This is a genomic window from Neolewinella maritima, from assembly GCF_923081025.1.
Taxonomy (GTDB): Bacteria; Bacteroidota; Bacteroidia; order Chitinophagales; family Saprospiraceae; genus Neolewinella; species Neolewinella maritima.
The window spans coordinates 122,866-140,802 of the sequence record NZ_CAKLPZ010000003.1 but is presented as its reverse complement, the minus strand read 5'-3'; the positions used below and the strand labels follow the sequence as shown (position 1 = coordinate 140,802).

Genomic DNA, 17,937 nt, shown 5'->3' with positions numbered 1-17,937 from the left:
TCAGTTGTCCAGGTGGACCCGCAGGGATATACCCGCCTCGAAGCGCACTGTCGAGGTGGTCGCGTTTTCGATCCTGAACTCGGTGGGTACGTAGGAGACATAGGGCTCTATACCCAGCACCAGCACTTCGGATAGGTAGGTCTCATAGCCCCCGAATACCGTGACGGTATGTTTGGGGTAGGCGATGCTGTTGTCACTCGTTCCGTTGAAGGAAGACGTGATCTTGGGGTCGCCGCCCCAGCGCGTCAGGGTGGTGGCCACGCCCAGCAGGAAACTATCGTAGTTGCGCCGGTAGCCGAAGCGGTACAGCAACGCAACGGGCAGCTCGATGCTGGCGTAGCTAATGAAGTTGCTGCCGTTGCGTACGGTGTCTACCTCAGCTACTGTGCGCTGCGTGGCGTAGCGGTTGCGTTTGTAGGCTACGTCGATACCGCCGCGGACGTACCAGTGGTCGGTCAGTGCATACTCCAGGTAGCCCCCCGCGGTGGCGCCCAGCGCGAGGCCGTCGCGCCCGCTGGTCGTGACGCGTCGCTGTACCCCGTCGGGGGCGCTGGAACTGATGTACCGAATCTGAGGGGAGAAGTGCAAACCTACGTCCAGGGGCGACTGTGCGGATACGCCAGAGGTAGTAACTGCACAGAGAAACGTAACGAGTAAGGCCACCCAGTAAGAGGCCGTTATGGCAGCTAGTTGATTCAAGGCGTCGTTGGTTAAAGGGGTAGTCCGTTGTGTAACACCGTACGGGGGAGGTAGGGTTCGGTCTCCGCTCACACAATGTGTGCCGGCCGACAGCATATTTTTCCCGGTGCCGCGCCGTATATTTGCGCCCCTTCGCGCGCCAGGTCTGGGAGGCTCTGGTCGCGCGGGTTTTCACCATCCTTCTTCAAATGGTGGTCCGCCCGATTCCGACGGCGGCTCCGCCGGAACCTAAATTCTTCATTATGCAAGGCAAGGGACTGATCAAGTTTTTCCTTGTCGTCATGCTCCTCGTGACCATTGCGCAGTACATGTTCGTCATCCCCACCAATGCGGTGGAAAACGATGCCGACAACTACGCACAGGATCTCACGGGCGACGACACAGGCGAAGCATATCGCATTGCTCGCGCGTCCTATCTGGACAGCATCTCCGACCAGGAAGTCTTCCGACTGCCCCTGATCAAATCGTACACCTACCAAGACCTCAAGGCCCAGCAGCTGGCCCTGGGCCTCGACCTCAAGGGCGGCATGTCCGTCGTCCTACAGGTCGACCTGCGTGAGTTCTTACTCACCATGGCCCGAAACTCCAGGGACACCACATTTGAAGAAGCCATTTCCGCAGCCTCCCAAGCGCAGCAGTCGGCCGACGACGATTTCATCACCCTGTTCGGCAACGCCTGGGCAGAACGCGCCGGCGACGATCAGAAGCTCGCCACCATCTTCAGCCGCAACGACGCCCTGCGCGACCAGATCGGCATCAACACCAGCGACGCCGAAGTAGTCCGCATCCTGCGCGAAAAGGCCGACGAAACGGTCAACCTGACCTTCGTCATGCTGCGCAACCGCATCGACCAGCTCGGCGTAGTGCAGCCCAACGTGGCCCTGGACGCGGAGCGCGACCTCATCGTAGTCGAACTGCCCGGTATCGAGAACCCCGCCCGCGCGCGTGCTTTCCTCACCGGTACCGCTAACCTGGAGTTCTTCGATGTGCTCAACGTCGACCAGACCAGCATCAACGCCCTGATCCAGGCCGATCAGATTCTGCAACGCCGCCAGGACCTGGCCGCCGGTCTGGATAGCACGGCCGTAGAGCAGACCACCACGGTCTACGACACCGTCTACGCTACCAACGACCTGGGGAACCTGACCGACAGCATCGAGTCGATCACCCCCCGGGAAGTGCAGAACCAGACGGCCGGCCCACTCTTCAGTGTGCTCACGCCTAACAATGGCAACTTCGGTCCCGCCGTACTCGGTATCGCACAGGGCAGCAACCGCCAGCAGGTGATGCGCTACCTGAACGATCCGGAGATCAAGCGGCTGTTCCCCCGCAACGCTTCCTTCCGCTTTGCGGAGACGCCCCTGGACGCGGATGACAACGGCACGGCCGGCAGCCTCTACCAGTTGTACCAGCTCGACCTGCCGCGCGACGGCACCGCTCCCCTCACGGGCGAGTACGTGACCCGCGCCGGCTCCGGTCCCGAGCCCGGTGGCCAGGTGGCCGTCAACCTGACGATGAACTCTGAGGGGAGTCGCATCTGGGCGCGCATGACCACCGATGCCGCCAACAACGGCAACCGGCAGGTCGCCATCGTGCTGGATAGCATGGTAGTATCCGCGCCGCGGGTGAACGGTCCGATCACGGGCGGTAGCACCAGCATCACGGGTGACTTCACCGTACAGGAGGCCACCGACCTGGCCAATATCCTGCAGGTAGGTCGACTGCCCGCACGTACGCAGATCATCCAGGAGAGTATCGTAGGTCCTTCGCTGGGCGAGGCTAACATCAAGAGCTCCGTGACGGCGCTGCTGATCGGCTTCGGTCTGGTGCTGGCCTTTATGCTGTTCTACTACGGTGGAGCCGGTGTGGTAGCTATCGTAGCCCTGCTGCTCAACCTGGTGTTCATCTTCGGTGCCCTGGCCAGCCTTGGTACCGTTCTCACCCTACCGGGTATTGCGGGTATCCTGCTTACCATCGGTATGGCCGTGGATGCGAACGTGATCATCTACGAGCGTATCCGTGAAGAGCTACGGGTAGGCAAGACCGTACCCAATGCGGTACGCGACGGCTTCTCTAACTCTTACTCGACCATCATCGACGCTAACGTGACCACCATCCTGGTCGCGGCGGTACTGGCCTACTTTGGTCTGGGCCCCATCAAGGGATTCGCCGTGGTACTGATCGTGGGTGTCATCGCCTCGGTCTTCACCGCCGTACTGGTGGGCCGGCTCATGGTCGACTACTGGATCAACAAGCGCGGCACCATGACCTTCTGGACCGCCGGCAGCAAGAGCCTGTTCGCCAACGTGAGCGTCGACTGGCTGAGCTTCCGCAAGATCAGCTACGGCATCAGCGCGGTCCTCGTGGCGGTATCCTTGTTCTTCATCTTTACCCGGGGTTTCGACCTGGGCGTAGACTTCAAGGGGGGGTACAGCTACACCGTGGCCTTCGATCAGGAGGTATCGGCTCAGGAGCTGCGCAATGCGCTGGAAGGCCCCCTGGAGGGCGTGCCGACCATCAAGTCCGTTGATGCCGACAATACCTACAATATCACCACCAACTACCTCATCGACCAGACCGCCCAGATCGACGGTCAGGAGCCGCAGGACGTAGTACTGGCCGCCCTCTATGAAGGAGTGACGGCCGCTACCGGTGACAATTCCGTCACGCTGGATCAGTTCGGCAGTACGGAGACCACGGTGGGTACACACATTACCAGTGTAAGCAAAGTAGGTCCTACGATCGCCGACGACATCAAGCGCTCGGCGCTCGAAGCCGGTGTAGTAGCCCTGCTGGGTATTTTCTTCTACCTGCTGCTGCGCTTCAAGGGCAAGCGCTACTCGACCGGTGCCGTAGTGGCCCTGTTCCACGACACCATCATCGTCATGGGTGTCTTTGCCGCCTGCTGGGGGTGGATCGGCTTCAACATGGAGGTCGATCAGGCCTTCATCGCCGCCATCCTTACGGTGATCGGTTACTCCATCAACGATACGGTCGTTGTCTTTGACCGCATCCGCGAGTACCTCACCAACTACACCAAGCGCGACCGCCGGCAGCTCATCAACGATGCCATCAACTCCACCATCAGCCGTACGGTGATGACCTCCTTTACGACCATCCTGGTCGTGCTGGTGCTCTTCCTCTTCGGTGGTGCGAGCATCAAGGGTTTCGCCTTTGCCCTACTGGTGGGTATCGTAGTGGGTACCTACTCCTCGATCTTCATCGCCAGCCCGATCGTCTACGATCTGTCCAGCGACCAGGAAGTGAAGGAAGTAAAGACCGCCTCCGATACGCCCGTGACGGCCTAGGGTAGCTGTCCTCCCACAGTATTCCTGGTGCTACGAAGCCCCGCCTGACGTGTGTCAGGCGGGGCTTCGTACGTAAGCGGGGCGGGGTCGCGGGTGCGGGGAATGGTACCTTTTTCCTATACTACGCCAAAATCAATACAGGATGTCAAGAAAGTTACGGATGGGTATGGTCGGCGGCGGTCGCGGGGCCTTTATCGGAGGAGTACACCGCTTCGCCGCGGCGCTGGACCAGCAGATCGAGCTGGTCTGTGGGGCTTTCAGCAGTAACGCTGAGAAATCCCGGCTGTCGGGGGAGGACTTCTTTCTGCCCGCCGACCGCGTATACGGCAGCTACGAAGAAATGATCCGCACCGAAAAGGGCCTGCCGGAAGGTAAGCGGATGGACTTCGTCTCCATCGTCACCCCCAATCACGTACACTTCGGACCGGCCAAGATGGCCCTGGAGAATGGCTTCCACGTCGTGTGTGATAAGCCCCTGGCCTTCAATGTAGACGAGGCACGGCAGCTGGTCGATCTGGTCGAGCGGACCGGGCTCACCTTCGCCCTTACCCACAACTATACGGGCTACCCCATGGTCAAGCAGGCGCGCGACATGATTGCCCGGGGCGACTTCGGTAAGGTGCGCAAGATCGTCGTGGAGTACCCCCAAGGCTGGTTGTCCACCAAATTGGAGGACACGGACAGCAAGCAGGCAAGCTGGCGAGTCGATCCGGAGAAGTCCGGTATGGGCGGCGCGATGGGTGATATCGGAACCCACGCCGAGAACCTGGCCGAATACGTCTCCGGCCTACACGTCACGGAGGTCTGCGCCGAGCTCACCTCCTTCGTCGAGGGCCGTCGGCTCGACGACGACGCCAATATCCTGCTCCGTTTCGAGGAGGGGGCGAAGGGCGTACTTCACTGCTCGCAGATCGCCGCCGGGGAAGAGAACGGTCTCAACATCCGGGTATGGGGCGAGACCGGCGGCATCGAGTGGCACCAAATGGAGCCCAATACACTGCTGGTCAAGACACACGGCGAACCGACGAAAGTGTTCCGCACCGGGGTGGGTAGTGAGTTGACCGAGGCGGCGCAGCGGGCTACCCGTATTCCAGCCGGTCACCCCGAGGGCTACCTCGAGGCCTTCGCCAACATCTACCGCAACTTCGCCGATACGGTGCGCGCGGGTATGGCGGCGCGGGAGGCTACGGCGGCGGAACGGGACTTCCCTACCGTACGGGATGGCCTACGCGGCATGCGCTTCGTGGAAGTCGTGGTCGAGAACTCGCGGGGGGACCAGAAGTGGAGTAAAGTATAGGTAGGTAAGAGGTCGAGTGGCCTCCGGTCCGAGACGCCAACGTGCGGTAGCTGTGTGACCACTCGGACCGGAGGCCACTCGACCTTTGCCTTGCACCCGCGACCGCGACCGCTAACTGACCGACTTTAGGCTATCCTACCTGCCTGGTTGTCAGTGAGCCAGGGACGGTACAGCGCCGCGCCTACGTAGAGCAGTGTGTTGAGGGCGATGCCGACAATGGGGGTCTCCTGCTCGACCAGCCAGCTGAAGGCGATGATGCCCCCGATGTAGTTGGCCGCCAGAATGATACCCAGCAGGCGCGTGCGGGGGATGAGCAGCGCCGTCACGATGAGGAGCTCCACCACGGCCAGGGTGAGGAGGGGGCCGACACCCATAGCCTCCACCATCTCGGCGGGCTGGGTGAACTTCATGATGCCGCTACCGAGCAGGGCTAGGCCGACAAGACCAAGGAGGATGAGGCCGATGCGTTCTTTAGTCATGATAGACAAGAATGAGTAGGTGAGTAGTGTAAATGTAGGTACACGCTAGTCGACTAGCTGAAGTAACTGCGTTGCGTACCTTGATCCGTATGAAATTACTGATCGCTTGCCTATTGCTTCCACTTTTTGCCTTCGCCCAGACGACCTACCTGCACTGCGGTCGCCTGATCACCGGTACGGATGAGGAGGTCCTGACCGAACACACCCTGGTCGTAACGGACGGCCGCATCGCCATGGTGGAAGCAGGCTACCTGGAGCCCACCGATAGCGTGGCCGTGATCGACCTGCGTGCGCATACCGTGCTACCGGGACTGATCGACCTGCACGTACACGTGGAGAGCCAGAGCAGTCCGACGGCTTACAGCGAGCGGTTCACGATGGACCCGGCGGACGTAGCCCTGCGGGCCACGGCGTACTGCCGCAAAACGCTGGAGGCGGGCTTCACTACGGTGCGCGACCTGGGGGGGAGCGGCGTAAACGTGAGTCTGCGCGATGCCATCAACCGGGGCCACGTAGTGGGCCCGCGCATCTTCACCGCCGAAAAAGCGATAGCCACAACGGGCGGGCACGCCGATCCGAGTAACGGGCGAAACCGGGAGCTGAGCTTCGATGCCGGTCCGGAGGCGGGCGTGATCAACGGCCCCGAGGAAGCCTATAAGGCGGTGCGGACGCGCTACAAGAACGGTGCCGACTGCATCAAGATCACTGCTACCGGCGGGGTGCTGAGTGTGGCAAAGGATGGGTCCGGTCCGCAATTCACCGATGCAGAGTTGGAGGCCATCGTAGCCGCAGCCAAGGACTATGGCATGCATACCGCCGCCCACGCCCACGGCGTGGAGGGGATGAAGCGGGCCATCCGCGCCGGCATCACCACCATCGAGCACGGCAGCCTGATGGATGAGGAAGCCATGGCGCTAATGATCGAGCACGGAACGTACTACGTACCTACCCTAAGCGCGGGGAAATTCGTAGCCGAGAAGGCCAAGATCCCGGGCTACTTCCCACCGGTGATCGTACCCAAAGCGTTGAGCATCGGCGCCGCGCTGCAGGCCACCTTTAAGCAGGCCTACGACCGCGGGGTGAAGATTGCCTTCGGGACGGATAGCGGGGTGAGTCCGCACGGGGATAACGCCGGGGAGTTCGTGTACATGGTAGAGGCGGGTGTCCCCCCCCTGGAGGCCATCCGCACGGCTACCGTGACGGCCGCCGAGGTGCTGGGTATGGAAGCCGAGCTCGGTCAGCTAAGCGTAGGTTTCCTGGCGGATGTGGTGGCCGTACCCGGTGATCCCAGGGAGGATATCGGGGTGATGCGGGAGGTAATGTTTGTGATGAAGGAAGGAGTGGTAATGAAAAATAGCCCTACCTCCAGCAGGAAGTAGGGCTACGTAAGCTGGTTAAAGCTCGTGCGGGGCTTAGTTCAGGCTAAGCTTGCTAGTAAGCACTTCGGTAGGAAGCGTGAGCTGGATCAGGTAGATACCACCTGGTAGCTGCGTCATATCCAGTTCGAGCTGCTGCGCACCGTTGGCGGTGGCCACGACTGCACGCTGTAGCACCTTCTTTCCCTGTGCATCCAGTACCCGGAGGTCGTAGGTGCCAGCATCCGGTAGCGACATACTCAGTGTGACAAGTCCGTCTGCGGGATTGGGGTAGCTGAGTAAGGTAGCGGTGAGCGAAGTGGACGTCGCGGTCAGTGATTCGGAGTCACTCATGCGGGCCGAGGAACTCCCGTAGGTTACGAGATCCTTACGGACGTCCTCGTAGTTGCCAAGCACGAATCCCTGGATGCTAGTCGCGCCACCCTTGTAGATCGCAAGCGCACCGCGGACATCGTCGAATTGGTCGGCCTCCGATGTTCCGCAGGTGTTGGTCCGGAAGTCTAACCGCAGATTGTGGGCTTTAGGACTTACGGCTGCATCGCCGACGGTAAAGGTGGCCCCGGGGGCTAACTCACCGTATAGATTGACGGACAGGCAGGCAGGAGCCGCGTCGTCGTATCCACGGGGGAAGGCGACCAGCACATGGTCATCCATCTGTGCGGGGTAGTCGCTGTTGTTGGTGATCGTCACCGACTCCTCGGTAGCACCTTCAACGGTGAAGGACGTGATGACCAGGTCGGTAACGAAAGCTTCCGAATTACGCTCGTGGGCGCCCTTGTCGGCTTGCCCGCCGGCGGGACGCAGAAAGCCGCGTGCATCGAAGTCATTATCCATGATGGTGGTGCCGGTATTCACTACCGGACTGCCCGACCGGGGTTGACGAGTGGGTACCGCTTCGTCGCTATTCTGGTTCAGGCCATTCAGCTGTGGGTCGATGCCCCGTTCGCCATTCCCAATACGGTCGCCCTCCTTCTTGCGGAATGCGCCGGAAGCGTTCTTTGTCCCAATCAGGTTATACCCCTGGGAGGTGAAGCGCTTTCCACCATTGTTGTCGTAAAAGTCGGTACCAGGTTGCGATCCGTCTTCGGTATCGTCACCGGCAACGTTTCCTGCCACGATGGTATTGAGCAGGGTGGCCGTACCCTGAGTGACCTGCTCCTCATTGATGAACCGGGCCAGGGCTATTCCACCGCCGGAGCCGCCTTCGCCGGCAGCACCTTGTTCACCACCATTTACGCCGGCGGCACCACCCGTGGGGTCACCTCCAAGGTTATCCGTGATGGTACAGCTTAGGAGCTCTAGTGCGCCTGCACTGTATATAGCTCCGCCGTTACCGCCGTTGCCGCCCCGGCCGCCCTCGGCGGGCGTGCCGTTGCTCTGACCGGAGGCGGGGCTGCCGCCATCGCCGGTACCGTTGCCGGAAAACGTACCCCGTGTGATGGTGACATCAGCTCCCTCACCGATGTAAAGGGCGCCGCCGTTGCCGCCACTGCCGCCGTTACCGCCGTCGATACGTGCGATCGACGAAGCCGGTGCAGCACCGTTGCCACCGCTCTGTGTAAAGTTGGAACTAAAGGTGACCTGATCCATGGTGACCTCCTGACCGGGGGCCACGCGCATGGCTCCACCATTGGCACCGTTCTCTCCGTCAACGCCGAAGCTACCGGAACCGTTGGAATTACCGTTGCGACCAGCCCGTGCCGTGCCGCCCGTAAAGTGGATGCGTTCGACCGATACCCGGCCGCCGCTCACTACGTCGAGAATGCGGTCGTTGGGGGAAATACTGAGCGTGGGTCCGGGTGTACCGGTACCCTGTAGCAGTAGTGAATTGAAACTGCCGTTGAGGTCCAGGTCGCCGTATGCGTTGTCGTCTTCGTAGGTGTTGAAGGCTACGTTAGGGGCTACCCGGCTAAGGGTGAACTTTCCGGTATTGCTACCGGGTAGTAGTCCGGGAATGACTACGGTGACGTCGAGTCCGGTACTTGCGTTAGCCTCGTCAATGGCTGCACGGAGGGTACAGCGGCCGTCCATGTCCTCACACACACCGTCACCGGGATCGGCGTCGCGCGCTTGTGCGTCATCGTTGGTAGCAGTGACAATGAGGGTAAGTGATTGCGCACAGAGGTCGTGTCCCAGGGGTAGTAACCCAAGGAATAAAAAAGGTAAAATTCGAAGCATGAAATGGTTTTTTGTGGATGCCCGCTGCAAAATGTGGCAACGAACGATAGTGTCTCTTACCCGCTGCAACTAGCGTCAGAACACTCAGGTTCGACGCAGAATACGTCGCCATCCGAGGGGCCACCTAACCAATAACACATCAACTGAAATTATATGTGTTTAAGCTACATATATCCGGTTACCAAGTGTATACCGGCCACTTCTACGGAAATTATTAAACTCGTAGTTCCGGTTATTTGACCGCCCGCAGACCAAACCCACTGGGTCGCACGATCATCCGCCCACGCACCTGCGTGCCCGCAGCCGCCTGTGTACTGTCCGTCAGTTCGTAGCGGTATAATTCGTATGTCCCTGCCTCCCGCAGCTGCCAGCCAGCCTGCTGGAAGTACGGCAGGGCCGAACTGAGTTCGCTGTCGTCCGCCTCGTCGGGCAACTGTAGGCTACCGGGGGCTAAACTTGCCTCCTTTAGTAATTGTCGGGGCCAGGAGCGTTCGGCCTCGAGGTAGGGATATACCTGCACCCAGAAGAACATGATGGTGAGCAGTCCGGCCAGTATCGATCCGCCGATGGCAAAGTCGCGCCGCTCGCCGAATACCCCCAGGGTGGAGAGCAGACTGAAGATCCAGTAGGCCGCCGCCATGCCCAGTGCCGCCCGGAAGCCCGCGCCCGGAAAGGCGATACCACCGCCCGCCAGCAGCAGGAAGGCCGCGCCGAAGGCCAGGATCAGGTGCAGTACCGAAGCCGTCTTGACGTAGTCCTTCCAGGGGTAATTCTCGCCGTCGAAGTACAGCTGCATCTGCTTGCCGGCCACCAGGGCCAGCAGGAGCATGAAGAGCAGCGACTGCGCCAGTAGCGTACCCACCAGCGCCATACCGACGATGAGGGAAAATTGCTCGAATTTCTGCGCCTTAAAGGCCAGGTCCCGCACTCCCGCCACGAGCCAGCCAGCCAGCGGCAGCATGCCCAGCAGACCATAGTAAAGCAGGTCCAGCAAGCGGCTGTCCTCCTGCCCGTAGTACCAGTAGGTGTTGGCGCCCTGCGGACCCTGCACCAGTAGCACCAGACAGGAGATACCCACCGCGATACCCGCGGGTACCTGCCAGCCATAGTCCATCCGCTGAAAGACGGCCAGGATCACAAGCATCAGGGCAAGCAACAGCGTGGATACCGGTGCGGCGATCGCCCCCAACAGCGCGAAGGCACCGAAGGGAAATAGTTTACGGCGGTCCTTGGTGAGCCCGAACAGCAGGACCGTCCAGAACATACCCGAATGCCCCAGCAGGGCCAGAGCGTCCGCCGTAGCCACCTTGCCGAAGAAGGGCAGAAAGAAAGAAGCCCCCGCGCAGAGCAGCGTCAGCTGACTCACCTGCCGACCGAACAGCTGCGTCATCCAGCGGTAGGTGAATATCGTGGTAAGGATCAGGCACAGCGCCGATACCAGCCGGGGAAATAAGAAGTCGGCATTACGCGCCTCGCTTACGCCGTCCCCCAGGCCCAGCAGCATGTGATTGAAGGCGGCGGGCAGGTAGCGGCCGTAGTCCACCCCCACGGCCTGGGCCAGGGAAAAGCCCTCGGCACCCGGCCAGGCGGTCATCACGTCGAGCTGTACGAGCAGGCCGGCCACGAAAAAGAAGCAGGACATCCACACAAAAAAGCGCCACCGCCCGGTGGAGGGGGTATTGGTCGCCGGGGCGGTAGGGGCGGGTTGGGTGGCCTTGCGGCGTTTTCTTCGGGACATGTGTCCAAGGGGTTAGGGGGTGGAGGAGTTAAGGGGTTAGGGCAAGCGTTGGAGGCGTTACAGACGTGGTAGGTGCGCTGACCGTCGTGTCGTAAGATGCGTCATCACAGCATCACTGTAGTGGATGACTACCTCTCAGAACCGACGAGCGAAGCGAGCATCCCCGCCCTTAACTCCTTCTCCCCCTCACCCCTTAACTCCTTGTAACAGTCTCGCCGTTCTTAAGCAGGAATTCCTCGGCAAGGTTCAGGAAGTTCTTGGCGCCGCGGCTTCCGGCATTGATCATCACCACGGGCATGTGCATGTTCGGGGCCTCGCTGATGCGGGCGTTGCGGTGAATGATGGTCTCGAAGGCCTGGGTGCCGTAGGTCGATCGCACCTGCTCCACCACCAGGTTAGCCAGGCGCAGCCGCTGGTCGAACATACTGAGCAGAATACCCTCTAGCTTGAGCTGGGGGTTGAGCTGCTGCTGCACCAGTTTGATCGTGTCCTGCAGCTTCGACAGTCCCTCCAGGGCGAAGTACTCGCACTGTACGGGCACGAGCACGGAGTCGGCCGCCGTGAGCGCATTGATGGTGAGTAGTCCCAGGCTCGGCAGGCAGTCGATCAGGATGTAGTCGTACTGGTCGCGCAGGGGCTCCACCACGCTGTTCTTGAGCACGTCCTCGCGGCGAAAGCGGTTGATCAGCTCCACTTCCGCTCCCACGAGCTGGATGCTGCTGGGTACGATATGGAGATTGGGCGTTTCGGTTTCGTAGACGACCTCGTTGACGTCCAGGCCGTTGATCAGCACGTTGTAAATACTACCCTCCAGCTCCTCGGGCGGGATGCCTACGCCGCTGGTGGCATTGGCCTGGGGGTCGGCATCGATGATGAGCACGCGGCGCTCCAGAATAGCCAGCGAAGCCCCCAAATTGATGGTCGTCGTGGTCTTCCCTACCCCGCCTTTCTGGTTCGCAATCGCTACGACTTTAGCCATGGCCGCGAAGGTAAGCACAAAGGCCGGGGCGGGGCCGCCGGTGCGGTGCATCGCGGGAAGGCGTACTTTCCCCCCATGCTCCCCAATCCCCTGCCTACCCTCCAGAACGACCTGGTCACTCTGCGGCCCCTCGTGCCCGCTGACCGCGAGGACCTCTACGCCGTTGCCAACGACAAGCTGCTCTGGGAGCAGCATAGCCGTAAAGATCGCTACCAGCGCCCCGTATTCGACGCTATGTTCGACGATGCGGTAGCCTCGGGCGGTGCCTTCACGGTCCTCGACCGGCGGAATGGCGACCGCATCATCGGTAGCACCCGCCTGAAGTACATCAGCCCCACAGCGCTGGAGATCGGCTGGACCTTCCTCGACCGGCGCCTCTGGGGCACCGCCTACAACCGCGCCATGAAGTCGCTACTGATCGACTACGTGTTCGGCCGCGATATGGACGTGGTCTTCTACGTGAACGAGTTCAATTACCGCTCGCAGCGCGCCGTGAGCAAACTCGGTGCTACCCTGCTTACTGATACGGATCACCCCCTCTACTCCCGCTCTGCGGAGGATGGGCTGACCTACCTGCTGCGCCGACCAGCTAGTAGTAAGTAACGAAGCTGCTGCTGTCCGTATCTCCGTAGTCCACTAGCCCATCACCGTATGCGGGATGCTGACCGGCGCCTCCGATTGCTTTTTGTTTTTGCTCGTAGTTACTGGTTTGTGACCGGCATGGTAACGGCCGTCTCCCTCGCAATCTACTGGCAGCGCGGACCGAGAGCGCTCCAGTTCCTGATCTACTTCAAGCTGATCACCTCCGCCATCCTGATGATCGCTAACTACCGACGGCAGTTTCCAAGTGACGTATTCTACCTCAACTTCGGCGTTTCGCTGCGCTTGTTAACCGCGATCACCGTTAGTACGGACCTCCTGCTGTGGATTGCCGGCTTAATAGTTTTCACATGATCCGGGCCGACAGCATCCGTCTGTCCTTCGGGCAGCGGGAGATTATCCGGGACGCTGTGCTGCACCTACGGGAGGGGGAGATCGTAGGGCTTTTGGGCCGCAACGGGGCCGGCAAGAGCTGTCTCTACCGGATCCTGCTGGGAGAATTAAAGGCGGACTACGCGACCATATTTGTCGACGGCACCTACACGAAGCGACCTTTCGCCGTTCCAGGTCTGATCAGCTACTTGCCCCAGCGGTCGGTCCATCCGCGGACTATGCGGGTGCGGACTTTGCTATCGCTCTATGGCCTTTCGCCGGCGAAGTTGCTTGAGGATTTGCCTGAATTTGCCGAGCGGCTGGATAGTCGGTTCGCTAACCTATCCGGGGGAGAAGCCAGGCTGCTGGAACTGGTCTTGGTGCTATCGTTACCCAGCCGGTTTAAACTACTGGATGAACCTTTTACGGAACTATCTCCCCTGGGCACCGCGCGAGCATCCGCCCTGATCGTGCAGGCGGGACGCACCCAGGGTATCCTGATCAGCGATCACCGGTATGGGGACATGCTAGCGATCACGGAGCGAAACTACCTGCTTCATGACTTGCGCCTTGTGCCGTTTGCAAGGTGGGAAGATCTCATCGCTATGGATTATCTACCACCGACTGCTGCTGGCTAGGCTTCGGACCCTCGTCCGCCGGCTAAAGCAGTCGGACGGGGTCTAATCATCGCACCTGCGGCCCCGCCCTCAACTACTCCTACCCCTCCGCGTTAACAACTGCTGAAACCCCGACCACTATGGGCAGAAAAGGCCGTAAGATGATTTACAAGACTCCGGAAGAGATCGAGCGCAGCCGCGTCGCCTGTCTCCTGGTCTGCGAGACCCTGACCGAGGTGGGCAAATTGCTGCGTCCCGGCATGACCGGACAGCAGATCGACACCTTCGCCGAGGAGTATATCCGCGACCACGGGGCCGTGCCGGGCTTTAAGGGACTGTACGGCTGTCCGTCCACCCTGCTGGTATCGCGTAATGAAGAGGTCGTACACGGTCTGCCGGACGAGAACCAGGTCTTTGAGGACGGGGATATTTTATCCATCGACTGTGGCACGATCGTCGACGAGTTTTACGGGGATGCTGCCTATACCTTCTGCGTAGGCGACGTAGCGGAGCCGACCATGGAGCTCTGCCGCCGTACCAAACACAGCCTGTACCTGGGTATCGATGCGGCCCGGCAGGGCAACCGCGTCGGGGACGTGAGCCACGCCGTACAGCACTACACGGAACGTGAGTGTGGCTACGGGGCCGTGCGTGAGTTGGTGGGTCACGGACTGGGCCGTAACCTCCACGAAGCGCCCGACGTACCTAACTTCGGCAAGCGCGGCCGCGGGCCGGTACTCAAGGCCGGTCTGATCATCGCCATCGAGCCGATGATTACGCTCGGTAAGCGCAGCGTGGTGAGCCGCGAGGATGGCTGGACCATCATCACGGTAGACGGCAGCCCCGCCGCTCATTACGAACACTCGATCGCGATCACGGCCAACGGCGCGCCCGCCGACCTGATGAGCGACCACCGGCCCATCGAGGAAGCCATCCGGAATAACCCCAATCTGAAGGTGGTAGACAACCTGGATGAGGAGCTCGTAGCGCGGTATCAGCCGCTAGTAATGGCGTAAGTGAGTGCAGTAGGCTGTTGGAAGTCAACTACTTCGGTGGCTCAGGCCTTTACTTAGAGAAAACTTACTTACCCCCCTTGGGCGGTCCGAAATATAATCGTACCTTTGCCCTCCGAAATTTAAAAGATGTCCAAAAAAGACCTGATCAAGCAGGATGGTGTGATTGAGGAAGCTCTGTCGAACGCAATGTTCCGGGTTCGCCTCGAAAACGATCACGAAATCAAGGCCACGATCTCGGGAAAGATGCGGATGCACTACATCAAAATCCTTCCCGGTGACAAGGTGGCGGTAGAGATGAGCCCCTACGACCTGAGTCGTGGACGCATCACCTACCGGTACAAATAGCCACAGCACTGCCGCTGGTCGTAAATCAAGCATTATGAAAGTTAGACCCTCCGTTAAGAAGCGCTCGGCCGATTGTAAGATCGTGCGGCGTAAGGGCAAAGTTTACATCATCAATAAAAAGACCCCCAAGTTCAAGCAACGGCAGGGATAAGCGAGTAGTATGGCACGAATTGCAGGAGTTGACCTGCCGCGTAACAAACGCGGCATCATTAGTTTGACCTACGTCTTCGGCGTAGGTGCTACCCGCGCCGGCGAAATCCTCGACCGCGCCGAAGTAGATCACAATACCAAGGTACAGGACTGGACGGACGAGAACATTCGTACGATCTCTAACCTGATCACCAATGAGTACAAGGTCGAAGGTGACCTGCGTACCGAGGTAAGCACCAACATCAAGCGATTGATGGACATTGGCTGTTACCGTGGTCTGCGTCACCGTAAGGGGCTTCCCCTACGTGGTCAGCGTACCCAAACCAATGCCCGTACCCGTAAGGGCAAGCGGAAGACCGTAGCGAACAAGAAAAAAGCGACTAAATAATGGCAAAGCGTCAAGCATCCAGTGGCCGCGTAGTAAAGAAGCGCAAGGTCAAGGTAGACAACGAAGGCCTCGCCTACGTACAGGCTACCTTCAACAACATCATCATCACGATCACCAACAAGCAGGGTGACGTCATCAGCTGGGGTAGCGCCGGTAAGGAGAAATTCCGCGGTAGCAAGAAATCCACCCCCTACGCTGCCCAGGTCGCTTCCGGCAACGCTGCCCGCGTAGCCTACGAAGCCGGTCTGCGCGTCGTCGAGGTGTACGTCAAGGGCCCCGGTAGTGGCCGCGAAGCTGCGATCCGCGCCATCGACGGTGCCGGTATCCGCGTCGCCAAGATCAAGGATGTGACCCCGATGCCCCACAATGGCTGTCGCCCACCTAAGCGCCGCCGCGTCTAAAATTATCGTTGGTATGCCCCGACTTCGCCCCTCTCCCCTGGAAGAGGAATCGGAGGAGAGAAATTACCAACACTCCGGACCTGTCAGCGCTATGCAGCAGGATACTACTATATCTCTAGCTCCGGAAGAGATCATTCAGTAACAACTCAACCCCCTTGTCACTATGGCTAGATATACTGGTCCCAAGGCGAAGAAAGCCCGTGCACTCGGCGAACCGATCTTCGGTTATAGCCGCGCCTTCGAACGCAAAAAATACAAGCCCGGTCAACACGGTAACAGCCGTGGTCGCCGTCGCCAACCCTCCGACTATAAGCTACAGCTGACGGAGAAGCAGAAAGCTAAGTACACCTACGGCGTACTCGAGCGTCAGTTCCGCAACCTATTCGAGAAAGCCGCCGCCTCGCGGGGTATTACCGGTGAGTTGTTGCTGCAGTTTCTGGAAGCCCGCCTGGACAACATCGTGTTCCGTCTCGGTCTGGCCCCCACCCGTCGCGCTGCCCGTCAGCTCGTCAGCCACCGCCACATCATGGTGAACGGCCGGCTCAACAATATTCCCTCCACTCAGATCCGTCCCGGTGATGTAGTATCGGTACGTGGTAAGTCGCAGGGCCTGGAGGTCATTCGCGATACCATGAACGGCAAGAGCGATGTGCGCAACCACGGTTGGCTGTCCTTTAGCTCCGAGAAGATGGAAGGAACCTTCCTTGCCTACCCCGAGCGGGAGAACATCCCCGAGAAGATCAACACCCAGTTGATCGTCGAGCTCTACTCGAAATAATATGAAGGGGTGGCGACCTACCGGCGCCACCGCACCACAGGTTGCCACCCCTTTTTCCCTCGCCCTGATTTGGCCGCGCGCCAGTTGGGGCAACCTAATTTTATAGTCCAGGTGTTGTCGCCCCAGTCACTCGCGGCCATAATGCACTCTAAGTCAAGCAAATAACGTATGAGCAGTATCCTAAATTTCCAGAAGCCGGACAAGATCACGATGAGCAAGTCGGACGAGTTCCACGGCAACTTTGAATTTAAGCCCCTGGAGCCCGGATTCGGACAGACCATCGGTAACTCCCTGCGTCGCGTGCTGCTGAGCAGCCTCGAAGGATTTGCCATCTCCGCCGTACGGATCGCCGGTGTCGACCACGAGTTCGGTACCATCCGCGGCGTAGTGGAAGACGTCGTCGAGATCATCCTCAACCTGAAGCAGGTACGCCTGAAGCAGCAGATCGAGAACGATGAGATGGAGGAGGAGAAGATCTACCTCACCATCAGCGGCAAAGAGCAGTTCACCGCTAAGGACATCGACGACCACACCAATGTGTTCAAGGTCATGAACCCCGAGCTACTGCTCTGTACCATGGAGCCCTTCGTCAACCTGGAAGTCGAACTGACCGTAACCAAGGGGTACGGCTACATTCCCGCAGACGAGAACCTGCCCAAGAACGCCCCCATCGGCGTGATCCCCGTAGACGCGATCTACACCCCCATCAAGAATGTCGCCTACCGCGTAGAGTCTACCCGGGTAGGACAGCGTACCGACTACGAGAACCTGATCCTAGAGGTCAAGACCGACGGTACCATCCACCCCGAGGATGCCGTACGCGAAGCCGCCCGTATCCTGATCCAGCACCTGATGCTGATCACCGACGAGCCCATCGAATTCCAGAGCACCAGTGCTCGGGAAGAGACCATCGTCGACGAGCACATCCTGCACATGCGCAAGCTGCTTAAGACCAGCCTCGAAGACCTCGACCTCTCGGTACGCGCCTACAACTGCCTCAAGGCCGCCAAGATCAACAGCCTCGGCGAACTGGTCCGCTACGATACCCACGAGCTCCTCAAGTTCCGCAACTTCGGTAAGAAGTCCCTCGTGGAGATCGAAGAGCTACTAGTAGAGAAGGGCCTGACCTTCGGCATGGACCTGAGCAAGTACAAGCTCGACGAAGAATAGTAGTATTGAATTCGGGTCACTGACCACAGTGTAGTTTATTTCCAAT

The 17,937-nt window shown here is 59.7% G+C and carries 19 protein-coding genes; 14 read left to right on the top strand and 5 right to left on the bottom strand.

What is annotated here, in order from left to right; all coding sequences use genetic code 11:
• Positions 1-699: a hypothetical protein gene (locus tag MJQ68_RS12250; RefSeq protein ID WP_238751407.1), complete on the bottom strand. Its 699-nt coding sequence runs from the start codon at positions 697-699 to the stop codon at positions 1-3.
• A gap of 242 nt (positions 700-941) precedes the next feature.
• Here MJQ68_RS12250 and secDF point away from each other — a divergent pair, with 242 nt between their 5' ends.
• Both secDF and MJQ68_RS12240 read left to right on the top strand, forming a co-directional pair.
• Positions 942-4,007, top strand: coding sequence for a protein translocase subunit SecDF (gene secDF, locus MJQ68_RS12245; protein WP_238751406.1), 3,066 nt, complete (start codon positions 942-944; stop codon positions 4,005-4,007).
• Between the two features lie 142 nt (positions 4,008-4,149).
• The gene (locus MJQ68_RS12240; RefSeq protein WP_238751405.1) at positions 4,150-5,304 is read left to right on the top strand and encodes a Gfo/Idh/MocA family protein; all 1,155 of its coding nucleotides are present in this window, start codon (positions 4,150-4,152) and stop codon (positions 5,302-5,304) included.
• A 125-nt stretch (positions 5,305-5,429) separates the two neighbouring features.
• Here the strand turns inward: MJQ68_RS12240 and MJQ68_RS12235 are convergent, their stop codons facing one another.
• Complete coding sequence (locus MJQ68_RS12235; RefSeq protein WP_238751404.1) at positions 5,430-5,783, bottom strand: hypothetical protein; 354 nt, start codon at positions 5,781-5,783, stop codon at positions 5,430-5,432.
• Between the two features lie 89 nt (positions 5,784-5,872).
• Between MJQ68_RS12235 and MJQ68_RS12230 the strand changes: the two genes are divergently transcribed.
• On the top strand, positions 5,873-7,162 hold the full coding sequence (locus tag MJQ68_RS12230; RefSeq protein ID WP_238751403.1) for a metal-dependent hydrolase family protein: 1,290 nt from the start codon (positions 5,873-5,875) through the stop codon (positions 7,160-7,162).
• A gap of 33 nt (positions 7,163-7,195) precedes the next feature.
• On the opposite strand, the gene MJQ68_RS12225 is transcribed toward MJQ68_RS12230, so the two are convergent.
• The 3 genes from MJQ68_RS12225 to MJQ68_RS12215 form a co-directional block, all read right to left on the bottom strand.
• Positions 7,196-9,337 carry a T9SS type A sorting domain-containing protein gene (locus MJQ68_RS12225; RefSeq protein WP_238751402.1) on the bottom strand — a complete coding sequence of 714 codons (2,142 nt, stop codon included), beginning with the start codon at positions 9,335-9,337 and terminating at the stop codon, positions 7,196-7,198.
• Positions 9,338-9,569: 232 nt separating this feature from the next.
• Positions 9,570-11,075 carry a hypothetical protein gene (locus tag MJQ68_RS12220; protein ID WP_238751401.1) on the bottom strand — a complete coding sequence of 502 codons (1,506 nt, stop codon included), beginning with the start codon at positions 11,073-11,075 and terminating at the stop codon, positions 9,570-9,572.
• A 193-nt stretch (positions 11,076-11,268) separates the two neighbouring features.
• Positions 11,269-12,054 (bottom strand): ParA family protein, encoded by a 786-nt coding sequence (locus MJQ68_RS12215; protein ID WP_238751400.1) that lies wholly within the window; start codon positions 12,052-12,054, stop codon positions 11,269-11,271.
• 75 nt (positions 12,055-12,129) lie between these two features.
• On the opposite strand from MJQ68_RS12215, the gene MJQ68_RS12210 reads away from it, so the two are divergent.
• The 11 genes from MJQ68_RS12210 to MJQ68_RS12165 all read left to right on the top strand — a co-directional run bounded on the left by MJQ68_RS12210 (position 12,130) and on the right by MJQ68_RS12165 (position 17,891).
• Entirely contained in the window at positions 12,130-12,657 is a 528-nt protein-coding gene (locus MJQ68_RS12210) for a GNAT family N-acetyltransferase (RefSeq protein WP_238751399.1), read from the top strand.
• A 108-nt stretch (positions 12,658-12,765) separates the two neighbouring features.
• Entirely contained in the window at positions 12,766-13,008 is a 243-nt protein-coding gene (locus MJQ68_RS12205; protein WP_238751398.1) for a hypothetical protein, read from the top strand.
• Positions 13,005-13,664 (top strand): ATP-binding cassette domain-containing protein, encoded by a 660-nt coding sequence (locus MJQ68_RS12200; protein WP_238751397.1) that lies wholly within the window; start codon positions 13,005-13,007, stop codon positions 13,662-13,664. The genes MJQ68_RS12205 and MJQ68_RS12200 overlap by 4 nt, the downstream gene beginning before the upstream one ends.
• A gap of 140 nt (positions 13,665-13,804) precedes the next feature.
• Positions 13,805-14,659 carry a type I methionyl aminopeptidase gene (map, locus tag MJQ68_RS12195; RefSeq protein WP_238751396.1) on the top strand — a complete coding sequence of 285 codons (855 nt, stop codon included), beginning with the start codon at positions 13,805-13,807 and terminating at the stop codon, positions 14,657-14,659.
• Between the two features lie 126 nt (positions 14,660-14,785).
• Positions 14,786-15,004 carry a translation initiation factor IF-1 gene (gene infA, locus MJQ68_RS12190; protein WP_099105792.1) on the top strand — a complete coding sequence of 73 codons (219 nt, stop codon included), beginning with the start codon at positions 14,786-14,788 and terminating at the stop codon, positions 15,002-15,004.
• Positions 15,005-15,038: 34 nt separating this feature from the next.
• Positions 15,039-15,155, top strand: a complete 117-nt coding sequence (gene rpmJ / locus MJQ68_RS12185) for a 50S ribosomal protein L36 (protein WP_183496124.1) — start codon at positions 15,039-15,041, stop codon at positions 15,153-15,155.
• Positions 15,156-15,164: 9 nt separating this feature from the next.
• A complete protein-coding gene (rpsM, locus tag MJQ68_RS12180; RefSeq protein WP_238751395.1) occupies positions 15,165-15,542 on the top strand; it encodes a 30S ribosomal protein S13 in 378 nt (125 codons plus the stop codon).
• On the top strand, positions 15,542-15,943 hold the full coding sequence (gene rpsK, locus MJQ68_RS12175; RefSeq protein WP_238751394.1) for a 30S ribosomal protein S11: 402 nt from the start codon (positions 15,542-15,544) through the stop codon (positions 15,941-15,943). Before rpsM ends, rpsK begins: the two co-directional genes overlap by 1 nt.
• 13 nt (positions 15,944-15,956) lie before the next feature.
• Complete coding sequence (locus tag MJQ68_RS17940) at positions 15,957-16,085, top strand: hypothetical protein (RefSeq protein WP_264759008.1); 129 nt, start codon at positions 15,957-15,959, stop codon at positions 16,083-16,085.
• 21 nt (positions 16,086-16,106) lie between these two features.
• The gene (gene rpsD / locus MJQ68_RS12170) at positions 16,107-16,721 is read left to right on the top strand and encodes a 30S ribosomal protein S4 (RefSeq protein ID WP_238751393.1); all 615 of its coding nucleotides are present in this window, start codon (positions 16,107-16,109) and stop codon (positions 16,719-16,721) included.
• Positions 16,722-16,889: 168 nt separating this feature from the next.
• Positions 16,890-17,891 carry a DNA-directed RNA polymerase subunit alpha gene (locus MJQ68_RS12165; protein ID WP_238751392.1) on the top strand — a complete coding sequence of 334 codons (1,002 nt, stop codon included), beginning with the start codon at positions 16,890-16,892 and terminating at the stop codon, positions 17,889-17,891.
• The last annotated feature ends 46 nt before the right edge of the window (positions 17,892-17,937 follow it).